General features: G+C 66.4%; 14 protein-coding genes. 3 read left to right on the top strand and 11 right to left on the bottom strand.

The genetic code is table 11. The features are described from left to right. Positions 1 to 13 precede the first annotated feature (13 nt). The 9 genes from EUU22_RS15005 to EUU22_RS14960 form a co-directional block, all read right to left on the bottom strand. Positions 14 to 973: a nucleoside hydrolase gene (locus EUU22_RS15005; RefSeq protein WP_129332763.1), complete on the bottom strand. Its 960-nt coding sequence runs from the start codon at positions 971 to 973 to the stop codon at positions 14 to 16. A gap of 76 nt (positions 974 to 1,049) precedes the next feature. Further along, complete coding sequence (locus EUU22_RS15000; protein ID WP_129332762.1) at positions 1,050 to 1,505, bottom strand: GFA family protein; 456 nt, start codon at positions 1,503 to 1,505, stop codon at positions 1,050 to 1,052. Positions 1,506 to 1,588: 83 nt separating this feature from the next. After that, on the bottom strand, positions 1,589 to 1,894 hold the full coding sequence (locus EUU22_RS14995) for a DUF1905 domain-containing protein (protein WP_129332761.1): 306 nt from the start codon (positions 1,892 to 1,894) through the stop codon (positions 1,589 to 1,591). 3 nt (positions 1,895 to 1,897) lie between these two features. Further along, positions 1,898 to 2,680 carry a precorrin-4 C(11)-methyltransferase gene (gene cobM / locus EUU22_RS14990; RefSeq protein WP_129332760.1) on the bottom strand — a complete coding sequence of 261 codons (783 nt, stop codon included), beginning with the start codon at positions 2,678 to 2,680 and terminating at the stop codon, positions 1,898 to 1,900. Positions 2,681 to 2,927: 247 nt separating this feature from the next. Next, positions 2,928 to 4,880: a precorrin-3B C(17)-methyltransferase gene (gene cobJ / locus EUU22_RS14980; RefSeq protein ID WP_129332759.1), complete on the bottom strand. Its 1,953-nt coding sequence runs from the start codon at positions 4,878 to 4,880 to the stop codon at positions 2,928 to 2,930. Then, complete coding sequence (cobI, locus tag EUU22_RS14975) at positions 4,877 to 5,620, bottom strand: precorrin-2 C(20)-methyltransferase (protein WP_129332758.1); 744 nt, start codon at positions 5,618 to 5,620, stop codon at positions 4,877 to 4,879. The genes cobJ and cobI overlap by 4 nt, the downstream gene beginning before the upstream one ends. Further along, complete coding sequence (gene cbiE / locus EUU22_RS14970; protein WP_129332757.1) at positions 5,617 to 6,846, bottom strand: precorrin-6y C5,15-methyltransferase (decarboxylating) subunit CbiE; 1,230 nt, start codon at positions 6,844 to 6,846, stop codon at positions 5,617 to 5,619. Before cbiE ends, cobI begins: the two co-directional genes overlap by 4 nt. Beyond that, positions 6,839 to 7,483: a precorrin-8X methylmutase gene (locus EUU22_RS14965; RefSeq protein WP_129332756.1), complete on the bottom strand. Its 645-nt coding sequence runs from the start codon at positions 7,481 to 7,483 to the stop codon at positions 6,839 to 6,841. The genes cbiE and EUU22_RS14965 overlap by 8 nt, the downstream gene beginning before the upstream one ends. Before the next feature lie 25 nt (positions 7,484 to 7,508). Next, positions 7,509 to 8,834 carry a sirohydrochlorin chelatase gene (locus EUU22_RS14960; RefSeq protein ID WP_129332755.1) on the bottom strand — a complete coding sequence of 442 codons (1,326 nt, stop codon included), beginning with the start codon at positions 8,832 to 8,834 and terminating at the stop codon, positions 7,509 to 7,511. 333 nt (positions 8,835 to 9,167) lie between these two features. On the opposite strand from EUU22_RS14960, the gene EUU22_RS14955 reads away from it, so the two are divergent. The 3 genes from EUU22_RS14955 (at position 9,168) to EUU22_RS14945 (ending at position 11,239) form a co-directional block, all read left to right on the top strand. Beyond that, positions 9,168 to 9,953: a TSUP family transporter gene (locus EUU22_RS14955; protein WP_129332754.1), complete on the top strand. Its 786-nt coding sequence runs from the start codon at positions 9,168 to 9,170 to the stop codon at positions 9,951 to 9,953. A 111-nt stretch (positions 9,954 to 10,064) separates the two neighbouring features. Continuing rightward, positions 10,065 to 10,427 (top strand): nuclear transport factor 2 family protein, encoded by a 363-nt coding sequence (locus EUU22_RS14950; protein ID WP_129332753.1) that lies wholly within the window; start codon positions 10,065 to 10,067, stop codon positions 10,425 to 10,427. Then, the gene (locus tag EUU22_RS14945; RefSeq protein WP_129332752.1) at positions 10,424 to 11,239 is read left to right on the top strand and encodes a helix-turn-helix domain-containing protein; all 816 of its coding nucleotides are present in this window, start codon (positions 10,424 to 10,426) and stop codon (positions 11,237 to 11,239) included. The genes EUU22_RS14950 and EUU22_RS14945 overlap by 4 nt, the downstream gene beginning before the upstream one ends. A 13-nt stretch (positions 11,240 to 11,252) precedes the next feature. On the opposite strand, the gene cobO is transcribed toward EUU22_RS14945, so the two are convergent. After that, positions 11,253 to 11,885 carry a cob(I)yrinic acid a,c-diamide adenosyltransferase gene (gene cobO, locus EUU22_RS14940; protein ID WP_129332751.1) on the bottom strand — a complete coding sequence of 211 codons (633 nt, stop codon included), beginning with the start codon at positions 11,883 to 11,885 and terminating at the stop codon, positions 11,253 to 11,255. Between the two features lie 23 nt (positions 11,886 to 11,908). Next, the gene (cobN, locus tag EUU22_RS14935) at positions 11,909 to 15,808 is read right to left on the bottom strand and encodes a cobaltochelatase subunit CobN (RefSeq protein WP_129332750.1); all 3,900 of its coding nucleotides are present in this window, start codon (positions 15,806 to 15,808) and stop codon (positions 11,909 to 11,911) included. Positions 15,809 to 15,818 lie beyond the last annotated feature (10 nt).

The following is a 15,818-nucleotide window of genomic DNA, read 5'->3' as shown; positions in this document are numbered from 1 at the left end:
GACCGCCCTACTCTCAGTCTTCCCTAACCGACACGATGGTGTCGTGGATGAGCTGCAGCACGGCCGGCGCGTCGATGCCGGTGCAGATGCGCTGCGAGGGAAGCCCGTCCCAGTCGCTCGGGCCGAAGGTGCGGCCGTCCGGCTTCTGGATCGTCATGCCGTCGGCGATGCCGCCGCAGACGACGCGGACCGTGCCGGCGCGGGTCTCGAAGAGCTCCGGCGCCACGACATAGGCACAGGCGCAGCTGTCGTGCACCACCATGCCATCCGGCACACGCCCCTCGTAGAACTTGATGTAGAACTGCGAGAGGTCGAAGAGGAGTTTCGCGCGCGTGCCGGCGGCGTCGCGGATGTCGGCGAGCGCCTTCCGGGTCATCACGGTCTGGAGGGTGACGTCGAGCCCGACGATCACCACCGGCCACTCGGCCGTGAAGACGATGTCGGCGGCTTCCGGATCACCGTGGATATTGGCCTCGGCCGCCGGCGTCACATTGCCGTTGACCTCGAAGGCGCCGCCCATGACGACGATTTCCTTCACGAGATCGACGATCTCCGGATCTTCCTTCAGCGCGTTGGCGAGATTGGTCATGCGTCCGACGGCAACGATCGTCACCTCGCCCGGGTTCTCGCGGATAGTTTCGACAATGAACCGATGGGCCGGCCGAGGATCGAGCGGCACGTCGAAAACATCGGGCACGCCGATATTGCCGAGACCGTCGTCACCATGGATGAAGGTCGGCGGTTCGTGGCTGATGCGATGCGGGATGAAGGTCTCGCCGGCGCCTCTTGCCACCGGCGCGTCGATCTTCCACTCGCGCTTCAGGAAGAGCGCGTTGCGCGTGGTCGTCTCGATCCGGGCATTGCCGAAGACCGTCGTGACCCCGAGCAGGTCGACATCCGGATGATGATGGAGAAAGAGCAGCGCCATGGCGTCGTCGACGCCCGGATCCGTATCGAAGATGACCTTTTGCATGAAACCGCCGGGAGTGTGTCGCTGTCGAAAGATGAGGCAGCCGTCTTATCGCATTTCGGACGCGAAGGCCAAGCTGTCAGGCGCCGGCTCCGGCGAATTCCGCAATCAGGCCGGCATAGGCCTCCATCGGCGGGAATTTCTCGAAACTGTGCTTCGCCGGCGTCGTCGCCCAGGGCAACATCTCGCTCGTGTAGGTCTCAACGAACGGGCGAAAATCGCACGCATCGTCCAGCATGGTCGCGCGCAGATTGACGAACGGCCCCATCATCTCGGCGCGGGTGAACAGCCAGCTCATGCAATAGGGGCAGCAATAGTGGTGCAGCTCGCCGTGGAGCCCGCCGATGACCGGCTCCAGTCCGCCTACCTCCACCGCATCCTGCGGATAGAGCGAGCTCAGCGAGAAGGCGCTTGCGGTCATTTTCTGGCAGCCCGTGCAATGGCAGGCCATGGTCAGCATCGGTCTGCCGCGCGCCTTGAGGCGCACCTGTCCGCAGCGGCAACTACCTTCCGTCACGTTACCTCCGGCTGTCATGGGAATCTCCGTTTCAGACGCCGGCACACCATAGCGTGCGCGTGTGGAAGGGCAACAGCCGGACAACGCGCGATTGTCCGTACTCACCGCTGGAGAACGATCCGGACCTTCAGCATGTCGCCGGCCTTCACCCGTGCCGCCTTGCGGACCGCGGCCTTGACCGGCAGCAGATAGCTTTCCGACGCCTTGTCGGGAAAGACCGAGGTCTGGAAGTCGACGTCGCCGATTTCCGCCGTCACCGCCACCATGCCCCAGCCGGGACGGCGACCTTCGCTGGCGCAGCGGATCGCGAAACCGACCTCGGGCGGAAGGGTGACGAAGTGCCAGGCACCCTTGCCTTTGTACTCCCAGAGCTCGGCCTCGAAGTCCCAACCCTCCGCGCGTTCCATGGTTCAGCCGGCCGCCTGCTTTTTCTTCTTGCCGACGTTCCGCAGCACGTGGCTGAACTGCGAATTGTAGAGATCGCTGTCGCGGAACTCGACCGAGCCGAAGACCTTGCCGACCATGATGAGGGCCGTGCGGGTGATCTTCGCCTCGCGCACCGCCGCCTGCATGTCCTTCAGCGTCGTGCGGATGAACTGCTCGTCCGGCCAGGTCGAACGGTAGGCGACCACCACCGGGCAATCCTCACCGTAATAGGGCGTGAGAACCTCGCGAATGTGCGGCAGGTTGCGGATCGACAGGTGGATCGCGAGCGTCGCCCGCGACTTGCCGAGGATCTCCAGCGTCTCGAATTCCGGCATCGACGACGCCTTCATCTCGGTGCGGGTGATGATGATCGTCTGGGCGATTTCCGGCAGCGTGAGTTCCGTCTTGAGCCGGGCGGCGGTCGCGGCAAAGGCTGGCACGCCCGGCACCACGTCATAGGGGATGCCGAGTGCGTCGAGCCGGCGCATCTGTTCGGCGATGGCGCCGTAGATCGAGGGGTCGCCGGAGTGAACGCGCGCGACATCCTCGCCACGGCCATGGGCCGCCTCCATCTCGGCGACGATCGCATCGAGATGCATCGGCGCGGTATCCTTGACGATCGCGCCTTCGGGCGCCGCCTTGACGATCTCCTCCGGCACCAGCGAGCCCGCATAGAGGCAGACCGGGCAGCGCTCGATCAATCTGAGGCCCCGGACGGTGATGAGGTCGGGGGCGCCGGGTCCGGCACCGATGAAATAGACAGTCATGCTGTTTTCCTCATGTCTACGAAGGCTTCAACCCCCTCTGCCCTGCCGGGCATCTCCCCCACAAGGGGGGAGAACGGCCTGGGGCAAGCCTCATGCACCCCCGCTGACGTTGAACTCATTTGGCACGCCTCGCTCGCCCCGCACCTTGCCATAGCGGACAGCGTTTCCCGCAGTCCAATCTCCCCCCTTGTGGGGGAGATGGCCGGCAGGCCAGAGGGGGGTATGGCACGCGCCACGGCCATCCAGTTCACGACGCCATCCCCGTATCCGCCTTCCCCGAATAGCCGCGCGGCGTATAGACCCAGGTCTTGCCGTCACCGGTCACGACCGTGCGGCTTTCCGACGAGCCGACGACGACGACCGTCAGCATGTCGACATCGTCGACGTTCAGCGCGCCGAGCGGCACGGTGCGGACGTGTTCGCCGGGGCGGCCGAGATTGGTGGCAAGGATCACCGGCGTGGTGGCCGGGCGGTATTCGAGCAGCTTCTCGCGCGCCCAGGCAAGCTGCGTGCGCCGCTTCATCGACACCGGATTGTAGAAGGCGATGACGAAGTCGCCCTCGCCCGCCGCCCTGACGCGTCGCTGGATATGCTCCCACGGCGTCAGGAGGTCGGAGAGCGAGATGGTGCAGAAATCGTGGCCGAGTGGCGCACCGATGCGCGCCGCCGCCGCCTGCAGCGCCGAAATGCCGGGAGAAACCTGCACCTCGATGCGGCGCGCGGCGTCCGAAATGCCGCCCTTGTCGAAGAGTTCGAAGACCAGCGTCGCCATGGCGTAGATGCCCGCATCTCCCGAGCAGACCAGCGCCACCGTCCGGCCTTCTCCGGCAAGCTCCATAGCCCGCACGACGCGCGCCTCTTCCTTGCCGAGGTCGAAATCGTGGCGCGCCTTGTCCTCGGCGAGCGGACCGAGAAGATCGAGATAGAGCGAATAGCCGACGAGGTCGGTCGAGGCGGAAACCATCGCCGAGACCTCCGGCGAGCGCCAATGGTCGGCACCGGGACCGATGCCGACGACGAAGAGCTTTCCGCGTGCACGGCCGATGGTTTCGGGATCGACGATCGCCGGCGCACGGGCAATTGCGGCGGTCGCGCCCTTCGACTTGATCTTTTCGACGACGAGTTCCCCGGCCGGCCCGACGGCCGCGAGCGCCGCGCCCTCGGCGACGCCGTGGCAGCCGACCTCGGCGAAGACGATATCGGACGGGTTCTTGAGCCGGGGCGTTTCCGCCTCCAGCGTCGCGGCGTCGAAGAACCTGGCCGGCACGCCGAAATGCGCGGCCACGGCATGCACCGCCGCCTCGTCCGCCTTGACGTCGATCGAGGCGACGGCTGCGAGGCTCTCCCGCGCCAGTCCGCCCGCTGCAAGAGCCTTTTCGGCGAGTGCGATCGCCTCGTCGGTAGAGGCGTGCCGCTCGCAGCCGACGCCGAGCACCAGCGTCTTTGGATGATAGACGAGTTCCAGCGGGCCTGCCTTCTTCGGGCGGTCGGTGACGGCCAACGTCACGCCCCCGTCGTCGGCGAAGGGGATGCGCGAGGCGGTAAGCCAGTCGGCGAGCGGCGCCGTTCCCTTCTCCCCGACGGGGAGAAGGTGGTCCGAAGGACCGGATGAGGGGGACAAAAGGCTGAACTTGTCGGGTGCCGCCCCCTCACCCGGCGCTATCGCGCCACCCTCTCCCCGCTGGGGAGAGGAGACAGCGAGCCTCGCCTTCGCCCCGGCGACCAGCTCGGCCATCACCGCCTTGGCGTTCTCCGGATTGGCGAGCACGTAGCCGGCCGGCGGATCGTCGAGCGCTACACCGAACCGGAGGTCGCCGGCAGTGGTCACGGCCGCATGGGCATCGAGCGCGCCGGCGATCGTCCGCGCCAGATCATTGGCGCCGTGATGGCCGCCGAGGAGCGGCACGACCGAGGCACCGTCCTCGGAGACAGAGAGCACCGGCGGCTCGGCCTGCTTGTCGGAGAGAAGCGGCGCGAGAAGGCGGATGACGGCGCCGGACGCCATGACCGCGACGATCGGCCGGCCCTCGGCGAAGAGCCCCGCCAGATGCGCCTTCACATCATCGAACAGGCGATCGGCGGACGTGACGCGCGCGCTCGCGCCGTGCAGCTCGCCCCCGGTTGCAAGCGCGATGCGCCGGCCGAGATCGAGGGCCTTGTCCGACAGGATGACGACGGCCGGTTTGTTCAGTTCGCTCATGAGGGCATTCCGTTTGAGGTCCGCGGCGAGAGGCCGGCATTCCAGCCCTCCCCGCCCTTGTAGATAAGGATCATCGAAAAGTATGGAGCCACGTCCTCGCCGACTTCGGCGAGCGGCAGGACGCGCTGCTCGGCAAGGCTCACGCGCTCGACGTAACCGGCGGCGGCTTCGAGCCCCATCGCGCGGATCAGCGCCCGGACGCGGGAAAAGTGCCGGCCGACCTTGATGATCGCCACGGCACCCGCCGCCTCGATGCGGGCACGCATGATATCGTCGTCGAGCGGGCCCGGCACGACGCTCAGCACATCGTTTCGCGCCGCGAGCGGCCGGCCGAGGGCCGCCGCCGCCGCCATCATCGAGGAGACGCCCGGCACGACCTCCGTCTCGAAGCGGCCGGAGAGTCGTTCGAAGAGATACATGAACGAACCGAAGAAGAAGGGATCGCCTTCGCACAGCACCGCGACGTCCTGCCCGGCCTCGAGACGGCCGGCAATCGCTTCCGCCGCCTCGTCGTAGATCTCCTGCGCCGGGAAGCGCTCGACGCGCATCGGCACGACGATCGGAATTTCCACCTGTGTTCCCGGAAGGTGCGGAGCGGCGATCTGGCGGGCGAAGCTCGGCCCCGTATCCGGTGCCGGATAGGCGATCACCGGAACCGACGTCAGGATGCGATGCGCCTTCAGCGTCAGCAGTTCGGGATCGCCGGGGCCGAGGCCGAGGCCGTAAAGCTTGCCGGTCATGCAGTGTCCCCCTTCGTCACCGACCAGATGGTCACCGGCATCAGCGGCTTCCAGCCGCAATAGCGCCCGACCGGCGCACCGCGCGACACCGAAATCCGGGTGAGTTCGCCGCCGTGAAGGCCCCTGAGATCCGCAAGCCTCGCCTCGCCCTCGATCGTCACCGCATTGGCGACCAGCCGGCCGCCGGGCTTCAGCGCCGCCCAGCAATCCTCGAAGACGCCGTCGTGGGTCAGGCCGCCGCCGATGAAGACACGGTCCGGCGCCTCGAGCCCTTCGAGCCCTTCCGGCGCAGGGGCATCGACCAGCTGCAGATCCGGAACACCGAGCGTCTCGGCATTGGTACGGATCATCGTCACCCGCTCAGCCCGCGCCTCTATCGCCACCGCCTGTGTGCCCATGCCGCAGCGCAGCCACTCGATCGCTATCGAGCCGCAGCCGGCTCCGACATCCCAAAGAAGCGCATTCGGAAAGGGTGCGAGCAGCGACAGCGTCACCGCCCTCACCTCGCGCTTGGTCAACTGGCCGTCATGCACGAAGGTCTCGTCCGGCAGGCCGGGCACCGGCGCGAGAAGCGGTCCATCGGCGGCACAATCGATCGCCAGCGTGTTGAACTCCGAGATCGCCGGCGTCTCCGCCGCAAAGGCCTCGGCGCTCATCACGGTGATCCGCTCTGCGGCACCGCCCATATGGTCGAGCACGGTGATCACGGAGGCTCCGAAGCCGCGGCGGACGAGAAGGCTCGCCGCGTCGCGGACCGTCTCCGCTCCCGAGGTCAGCGCCAGAATGCGCGCACCCGGCAGCAGGTGCCGGTTGAGATGGGAGAGCGGCCGGCCATGGAGCGAGATCTGCGCCACCGACTGCAGCGGCCAGCCGAGCCGGGCGGCGGCGAGCGAGAAGGCCGACGGTGACGGCAGCACGACCATCTCTTCCGCCGGCACATAGCGCCGCAGCGTCGCGCCGATGCCGAAATGCATCGGATCGCCGGTCGCGAGCACGGTCACCGGCGTACCACGCAACTTGAGCAACTCGGACAGCGTCTCCCGGAAGCCGCCGTTCCAGGTGAGCACACGCTTCAGCCCCTGCACCTGACCGCCCTCGAGGACGCCGTCGAGCCGCTCGCCGAGCACGATGGTCTCGGCCTGCCAGAGAAGCGCCTGCGCCTCGGGTGTGAGGCTTTCGAGGCCGTTGTCGCCGATGCCGATGATGGTGAGCCAGCGCCTAGTCATTGGTGCCCAACCCTCCGGCGAGCGCATTGACGGCCGCCGACGCCATGGCCGAACCGCCGCGACGGCCCCGAACGGCAATGAACGGCACGCCGCGCGGATCGGCGATCAGCGCCTCCTTGCTTTCGGCCGCTCCGACGAAACCGACCGGAAAGCCGAGGACAACGGCCGGCTTCGGCGCGCCGACATCGAGCCGTTCGAGCAGCCGGAAGAGCGCCGTCGGAGCATTGCCGATCGCCACCACAGCACCGTCGAGCCGCTCGCCCCAGAGATCGACCTGGGCTGCCGAGCGGGTATTGCCGATCTCGGCCGCTTTGGGGCGCACCCGCTCGTCGGCGAGAAGGCAGATCACCTCGTTTCCGGCCGGCAGCAGCCGGCGGATGATGCCATGGCGGACCATTTCGGCATCGCAGAGGATCGGCGCACCGCCGGCGAGCGCCGCAGCCCCCGCCTCGAAGGCGCCCTCCGAAAAGGCGATATCACCGGCGAGATCGACCATGCCGCAGGCATGGATCAACCGGACAGCGAGCGCTTCCATGCCGTTGGCAAAGCGCGACAAATCGGCCTCGCCCCGGATCGTCTCGAAGGACCGGCGGTAGATCTCTACGGGATCGCGGATGTAGTCGAGGGGGACGGTCAATGGTCACCCCCTGAGAAACGCTTCATCATCTCTTCTGCATCGACTTCGGGCCGTGCGGATGGTCGGCATGCGGGTAAGGCGCGTGATGGTGGCCGCGATCATGGCTGTGCCCGTGGCCATGATGGTGTGCATGTCCATGGTCGTGGTCATGATGGTGGTGATGATCGTGACCGTGGTCGTGGTGATGATGGCCGCAGCCGCAGTTGGGACCATGCTCGTGGACATGGGGCTTGCCGCTGGATGGGGCATTCATCACCGCGTCGAGTTCGGCATCCGGCGCTGCATTCAGCAGATGGCCGTACTTGCCGCCGAGCGTGGTCGAAGCCGCGTAGTCAAAGGCCGGTTCGAGGTCGTTCGGCTCGGCATGGGAATGGACGGGAGTCCAGGGCAAACCATGCTCCTTGCAGAAATCGGGATCGCGGCAGGAGGCATCACAGTCGCCCTTGCACGGACAGTTTTCCAGCCCGCCGCCGATGCCTTCGACGTGATGGTGATGGCTTTCCTGCGGCTGGCCGAGATCGGCCTCGAAACCGAGCACCTGCTCGCGATACTTGCACATCTGGCAGTTCATCACCGCAGCTCCTTCGAGGACTTCCTTCACCCGGTCCTGGAAGGCTTCGAGCACGAGCGGATGGTCGTTCAGGTAGCTCGCCTTGACGAACTGGATCTCGGGATGACGCGCCGCCACCTCGTCCGTGTAGGAATAGATCCGCTTCACCAGAACGCCGGTGAAGAGGAAATACGGAAACACGATGATGCGCTTGTAGCCGAGCTTGGCCGCGTGGGTGAGACCCGGCTCGACGAGCGGGAAGGTTACGCCGGAATAGCAGGTCTCGCCCCAGCCGAAGCCCATGCCTTCCCACAGCATGCGCATGACCTTGGCGGCGTTGGAATTGGCGTCCGGATCGGAGGAGCCGCGGCCGACGACCATCAGCAGCGTCTCGTGCTTGTCGACGAAGCCGAGTTCGGCGTTCGCCTTGTCGATCGCCTCCTGGATGCGGTCGCCGGCGGCGCGGATCATCTTGAGGTCGATGCCGAGCTCGCGCCCGTATTCGATGACCATGCCGGGATTCTGGGCCTGATAGGTGTTGAGCACCGACGGGATGTCGTTCTTGGCGTGGCCGGCGGCAAAGAGCATGCCGGGGATCGCCAGTACCCGCGTGACGCCCTGCGCGCGAAGCTTGTCGAGGCCGGCGGAAATCACCGGATTGCAGAATTCCAGATAGCCGTATTCGACCGGAAGGTCGGGATTGCGGGCCTTCAGCGCCTCCGCGATCACCGCGAATTCGCGCGCGGCGTTCTGGTTGCGGCTGCCGTGGCCGCAGACCATGATTCCGAGTTTTTCCGTCATTCGTTCGGGCCTCCTGCTTCGTTGCTCTCGACATGTACGAAGCGCCAGAACCGTCGAGCGGTCCTGCGGCCATCGGGACAGCTCCGGACTTGGCCCCCGACTTGGGTCGGCCGCACCGGACTATTTCCAGCCTGTCAAACAGGCGCCGTCGCACATTAGCGAGTGGTTTACCGAAGCGCACCGCCGCGGTCAAACCGGATTGCGCCGGAAGCTGTGGAGTCTGCGCCACGGCCCCGACCGGCGACAGACGACATGCGGCAAGACGGTTGCCCGGCGTGGATCGCTGGTGCAAGAGTGCCGGCCGTTCTCAACCGCTCCCGAAAGAGTCGTTTCGTGGCCGATCTCGCCCTGCAAGCCTTCGTTCTCCTGTTCATCGCGGCCTTCGTCGCGGGCTTCGTCGATTCGATCGCCGGCGGCGGCGGGCTGATCACCCTGCCCGCCATGCTGATCGCCGGCATTCCGCCGCTCCAGACGCTCGGCACCAACAAGCTGCAGTCGCAATTCGGCGCGCTCTCGGCGACGCTCGCCTATGCGCGCAAGGGCCATGTCGACCTGAAGGCGCAGCGCCCGATGGCGGCGATGGCGGTCCTCGGCGGCGCCATCGGCGCGATGATCGCGACCATCGTCCCCGGCGAGGCACTGCGGGTCTTGATGCCCTTCCTCCTCGTCGCGATCGCCCTCTATTTCGCCTTCAAGCCGAACCTAAGCGACGAGGACCGGCACCGCCGCCTCTCGCACACGCTCTTCGGCGTGACCGTCGTTCCGGCGATCGGCCTCTACGATGGCATCTTCGGTCCGGGAACGGGCTCCTTCTTCATGCTCGCCTTCGTCTCGCTTGCCGGCTTCGGCATGCTGAAGGCGACGGCCCACACCAAGCTCCTGAACCTCGGCTCCAATGTCGGCGCCTTCCTGGTCTTCCTGATGACCGGCGCCGTGCTCTGGAAGATCGGGCTCCTGATGGGTCTCGGCCAGTTTCTCGGTGCCCAGACCGGCTCGCGGCTTGCGATGCGCAACGGTGCGAAGATCATTCGGCCACTTCTCGTCGTCACCTGCCTCGCGCTTGCCACGAAGCTGCTCGCCGACCCGGCCAATCCGGTGAGGGTGTGGCTCGGGGTGTAAGGGCCAACTGCAATCGTCGTTCGATTACCTGCGAGGTAATTGATGCTATGACCTTCCTTGCCGATGATCGGACTGCCTGGACGAACCGGGCAGTCACAAGGAGCAAAGATCATGGACAACGCAAACACGATCGCCGAACGCTACATCGCCGTCTGGAACGAGACCGACGCCACCCGGCGCCGCACGCTGATCCGGGAGAGCTGGCTGGAAGACGCGACCTACGTCGACCCGCTGATGTCCGGTGAAGGCCATGCGGAAATCGAAGGGCTGGTCAGTGCCGTTCAGGCCCGTTTTCCCGGCTTCCGCTTCGCCCTCGTCTCGGCGGACGGCTATGGCGACCGTCTGCGCTTTTCCTGGAAGCTGGGCCCCGCCGACAACGATGACATGATCCAGGGAACGGACTTCGCGATCATCGAGGACGGCCGACTGAAAGAGGTTCACGGCTTCCTCGACAAGGTTCCGGCGGCCGCATGACCGCCGCGAGCCTCGGCGACATCCTGCGAGAATGGCGGCGCCGCCGCCATTTGAGCCAGCTGGATCTTGCGCTCGATGCCGAAATCTCGCAGCGACACCTGAGCTTCATCGAAAGCGGGCGCGCGGCACCGAGCCGCGACCTGCTGCTGCACCTGACCGAGCGGCTCGGCGTGCCGCTGCGCGAGCGCAACCCGATCCTGATCGCCGCCGGCTACGCACCCGTCTTCGCGCAGAGATCGCTCGACGACCCGGCGCTCGTCGCAGCGCGGCAGGCCATCGACATGATCCTGAAAGGGCACGAACCATTCCCGGCGCTCGCGGTCGACCGCCACTGGACGCTCGTTTCAGCCAACGCAGCTCTCGGCCCCCTGCTCGCCGGCGTCGAGGACGAGAGCCTGCTTGCGCCGCCCGTCAACGTGCTGCGTCTCAGCCTGCATCCGGACGGCCTCGCCCGACGGATCGTCAATTTCGCCGTCTGGCGCAACCATCTGCTCGAACGGCTGCAGCAACAGATCGCCGCAAGCGGTGATCCCGTGCTCCGCGATCTTCTCGACGAGTTGATGGCCCTGCCCCGGCCTGCGACAGCGGCGCATGCGGCGGCCGAGGAAACGCAAGACCTTGGGGACATCGCCGTCCCGCTGCAGATCGAAACTGCGGCCGGGGTACTGTCGTTCCTGTCGACGACGACGGTGTTCGGCACGCCGCTCGACATCACGCTGTCGGAACTGGCGATCGAATCCTTCTTTCCAGCCGATGCACGGACGGCGGAGATCCTGAAGGCGCTGCCCGTTCAGCCGGGCGACCGCGAGTAGCGGCGGCCCGGGCTCAGAACTCGACGCCGATCTGTGCCTTGATGCCGGAACGGAACGGATGCTTGACGAGCTCCATCTCGGTCACGAGATCGGCGATCTCGATCAGTTCATCCTTGGCGTTGCGGCCGGTCAGCACGACGTGGGTCATCTCCGGCTTCTCGGTTTTCAGGAACTCCACGACCTCGCCGATGTCGATGTAGTCATAGCGGATGGCGATGTTGATCTCGTCGAGCAGCACCATGGAATTGGCGGGATCACGGATCAGCTCCTTGGCCTTCTCCCAGGCGGCCTTCGCCATCGCGATGTCGCGCGCCTTGTCCTGCGTCTCCCAGGTAAAGCCCTCGCCCATGGTATGGAATTCGCAAATATCGGAGAAGTGTTTCAGGATCAGGTCGCGCTCGCCGGTCGACATGGCGCCCTTGATGAACTGAACGACCGCACACTTCTTCCCGTGCGCGATATGGCGGAAGATCATACCGAAGGCGGCGGACGACTTGCCCTTGCCCTTGCCCGTATGAACGATGATCAGCCCCTTCTCGTCGGTCTTGGTGGCCATGATCTTGTCGCGCGCGGCCTTCTTCTTGGCCATCTTCTCCGCATGGCGGGCAAGATCCTCAGGCGAGGCGCCGGAAAGCTCGTCAGTCATGGTGTCATCCTCCAGATGTAATTTCAGTGCTTACCGCCGGCGAGCCGCGAGAGGTCGAACATCGCCGAATTGCTCTTCGGCGTCCACAACCCGCGGTCGATCGCCTCGATCAGGCGTGCCGACATTTCCTCGATCGCCGCCGGGTTCTTCTCCGCCATGAAGTCACGCACCCGCTCGTCGAGGACGAAGGCCCGGTAGACGGCCTCGAAATGATGGTCGCGGACCGCACCGGTCGTGGCTGAAAAGGCGAACATGTAATCGACCGTAGCGGCGATCTCGAAGGCACCCTTGTAGCCGTGGCGCATGACGCCCTCGATCCACTTCGGGTTGACGACGCGCGCCCGCACGACACGGCCGATCTCCTCCTCGAGCGAGCGCACGACCGGCCGCTCCGGGCGGGAATGGTCGTTGTGATAAACGCTCGGCCGATGGCCCGAAACATGCTCGACCGCCGCGGTCATGCCGCCCTCGAACTGGTAGTAGTCGTCGCTGTCGAGAAGGTCGTGCTCGCGATTGTCCTGGTTCTGCACCACCGCCTGCACCGATCGCAGCCGCTCCTCGAAGAGCCCGCGTTCGGCCTTGCCTTCCTCCCCGGCACCATAGGCATAACCGCCCCAGACAAGATAGGCTTCAGCGAGATCAACGCGGCGCTCCCAGCCCTTCTCGTCGATCAGCGCCTGCAGGCCCGCGCCATAGGCGCCGGGCTTGGAACCGAAGACCCGGTAACCCGCCCGGCGGGCGGCAGCGGCCTCGTCCATCCCCGCTTCGCGCAGCCGCGCGACCTCGTCGCGCATGCGGGCGGCGACCGGGTTGTCGGCCTCGTCCTCGTCGAGGGCGCCGACGGCGCGGACTGCGCGGTCGAAAAGGGCGATCTGTTCGGGAAAGGCATCGCGGAAGAATCCGGAAATCCTGAGCGTCACATCGACACGCGGCCGTCCGAGAATGGCCTGCGGAACGATCTCGAAGCCGGTGACGCGGCGGGACGCCATATCCCAGAGCGGCTTGACGCCGAGGAGCGCCAACGCCTGGGCGATGTCGTCGCCGCCCGTGCGCATGTTGGACGTGCCCCAGGCGGTCAGACCGAAGGAGGTCGGCCACTCGCCGTGGTCCTGCACGTAGCGGGCGATCAGCAGCTCGGCGGATTTCTTGCCGAGCTCATAGGCTGCCGGCGTCGGCACCGCGCGGCTGTCGACCGAGTAGAAATTGCGGCCCGTCGGCAGCACGTCCGGTCGTCCGCGCGTCGGCGCACCGGAGGAACCGGGCGGCACGAAGCGGCCGTCGAGACCAGCGAGAAGACCCGCGATCTCGGCCGGACCGCAGGCGACGACCGACGGCTTCAGCCGTGTTTCGATCTCGTCGAGCACGGCGCGGGTCCGGCCCCACGTTTCGGGACACGTCGCCTCGCCCGCGACAAGCCTTGCTGCGAGCAGTTCGATGCGTTCGACGGTGTCTCCCTTCGTACGCCATGGCTGGCCGTCGACCTCGGCGAGGATCGCCGGCCGCGGTCCGTTCCAGGGATCGGACATCACGCAATCAAGGGGATCGAAGACGGCCTGCTTGTGCGAAAAATCCCCCTCTGGCCTGCCGGCCATCTCTCCCACAAGGGGGGAGAGCAACCGCGACTGGCCTTGGCGTTCGACGGAAGCGTCGGGCGCAAGCGGAAGCCCCTCCCCCTTGTGGGGAGGGGTTGGGGAGGGGGCTTCTCTTTCAAGTATATCCTTGGCAATCGCCCGCTGAAGGCTCTGGTCACCGCCCTCGCCGAGGCCCCGCGGCACGCGGGCCAGCGCGACGGTCAGGTCGGTCAGGAGCCGGCCCTCCGGCGCAAGGCCGAAAATGTGCAGGCCGTCGCGGATCTGCATTTCCTTGAGATCGCAGAGATAGGCGTCGAGTTTTTCGAGCGCGCTTTCCTCCGCCTCGCCCTTGGCGATCCCGGCATCCTCGTCGAGCCCGATGTCGGCGACGAGATCGAGGATCTGCTTCTTCAGCAGCTTCAGGCGTCGGGGATCGCCGCCCGAAGCCTCGTAATATTCGTCGACGAGCGCTTCCAGATCCTTCAGCGGCCCATAGCTTTCGGCGCGCGTCAGCGGTGGCGTCAGGTGGTCGATGATGACGGCCGAGGTCCGCCGCTTCGCCTGCGTACCCTCGCCCGGATCGTTGACGATGAAGGGATAGAGATGTGGCAAGGGGCCGAACACCGCCTCTGGATAGCAGGTCTCCGACAGCGCCAGCGCCTTGCCTGGCAGCCATTCGAGGTTGCCGTGCTTGCCCATATGGACCACCGCATGGGCGTCGAAAACAGTCCTCAGATGCGCATAGAAGGCGAGATAGCCGTGCGGCGGCACGAGGTCCGGAGAGTGATAGCTCTCCTTCGGATCGATGTTGTAGCCGCGGGCCGGCTGGATGCCGACGAGCAGATTGCCGAAGCGTGACAGCGGCAGCGCGAACCGCCCGTCGATGAAGAAGGGATCGCTCTCCGGCGCGCCCCAGCGCCCCGTGACCTCTTCCTGAATCGCTTTCGGAAGCTTTTCGAAGAAGGCCTTGTACTGATTGAGCGAAATCGTTTCGCGGATTTCCCGACCGTCATTCGCGGCATTCGTCGGACCGGCCATCAGATGCGCCATCAAGGCGTCGCCGTTCTCCGGCACATGGCCGACCGCGTAGCCGGCCTTCTCCATGGCGCGCAGCACCTCGATCGTTCCGGCCGGTGTATCGAGGCCAACGCCGTTGCCGAGACGGCCGTCGCGGTTCGGGTAGTTCGCCATGATAAGCGCGACCCGCCGCCCGGCCGCCGGCGTCTGCCTGAGACGCGCCCAGCGGGCGGCGAGCGCCGCGACGAAGGCCGTCCGCCCCGGCTCCGGTTCGTGGGTGACGATGTTCGCCTCGACGCGCTCGTCGAAGCGGGCCGCCGACTTGAACGAGACGGCACGGGCGAGCACCCGTCCGTCGACTTCGGGCAGTGCCACGTTCATGGCGAGATCGCGTGCCGAAAGACCCTGGCTCGACGCCTGCCATGCCTCCTTCGCGGAAGCCGAAAAGATCGCCTGCAGGACGACGGCCCCGCCCTCGTCGAGCACGGTCGCCCGGCGCTCGGCCCCCGGCGCGGATACGGCGAAGCCCGTCGCATTGATCACCACCGCGGGCGACGCCTCGGCAAAGATTGCCCTGAGGGTATCGACGGAGACGGCATCCTTCAGGCTCGAGACGAAGACCGGCAATGCGGCAAGCCCTTCGGTCGCGAGAGCCTCGATCAGCGCCTCCACCGGTTTCGTCTCGCCGCTCTGGACGAGCGCGCGGTAGAAGCAGACGGCGACGACGGGCATCGATGCTTGGACAAAACCGCTACACCGCCTCCATTCCTCGACGCCGATCACGCCGCGACCCGGCCACCAGATTCCGGCCTTGAGCAGCGGTCGCGCCGGCTCGGGCTTTTCGGTCCCGGCAACGAGCGCCTCGGCATAGGCGACGAAGCCGCCGGCATTGGCGTCACCGCCCTCGATCAGGTAGGCCCAGAGCGATGCGAGATCCTCCGCGGGAAGATTGGAAAAGCTCGAAAGCCCCTCGTCCGGCTTGTCGTCACCCGGAAGCACGGCGATCGTCGCGCCCGACCGTTGTGCCGCCGCGTGCAGTGCCTCCAGCGCATACTGGAAATAGCTCGCGCCGCCGAGCGCCCTGACCACGATCAGCCGGGAGTGGCGTGCGGTCCGCTCGACGTAAGTGTCGACCGACATCGGATGTTTCAGCGCCATCAGGCTCGCGAGACGCCATCGGGCGCCGTCCTCACCGCGCGCCCGCACCGCCGCGGCGATCGCCGAAAGCTCGGTGTCGGCCGCCGTCAGGAAGACGATGTCGCCGGCGCTCTGGCCGAGGTCGATCGCCTCCTCGCCGTCGCTGATCGAGCCTTTCTGGGCTAGGAGAAGATGCATGGCCGCGTCG

Source organism: Ciceribacter ferrooxidans (genome assembly GCF_004137355.1).
Classification (GTDB): Bacteria; Pseudomonadota; Alphaproteobacteria; order Rhizobiales; family Rhizobiaceae; genus Allorhizobium; species Allorhizobium ferrooxidans.
Note: the sequence above shows the minus strand (reverse complement) of the source record. Positions and strands in the feature narration are given on the sequence as shown.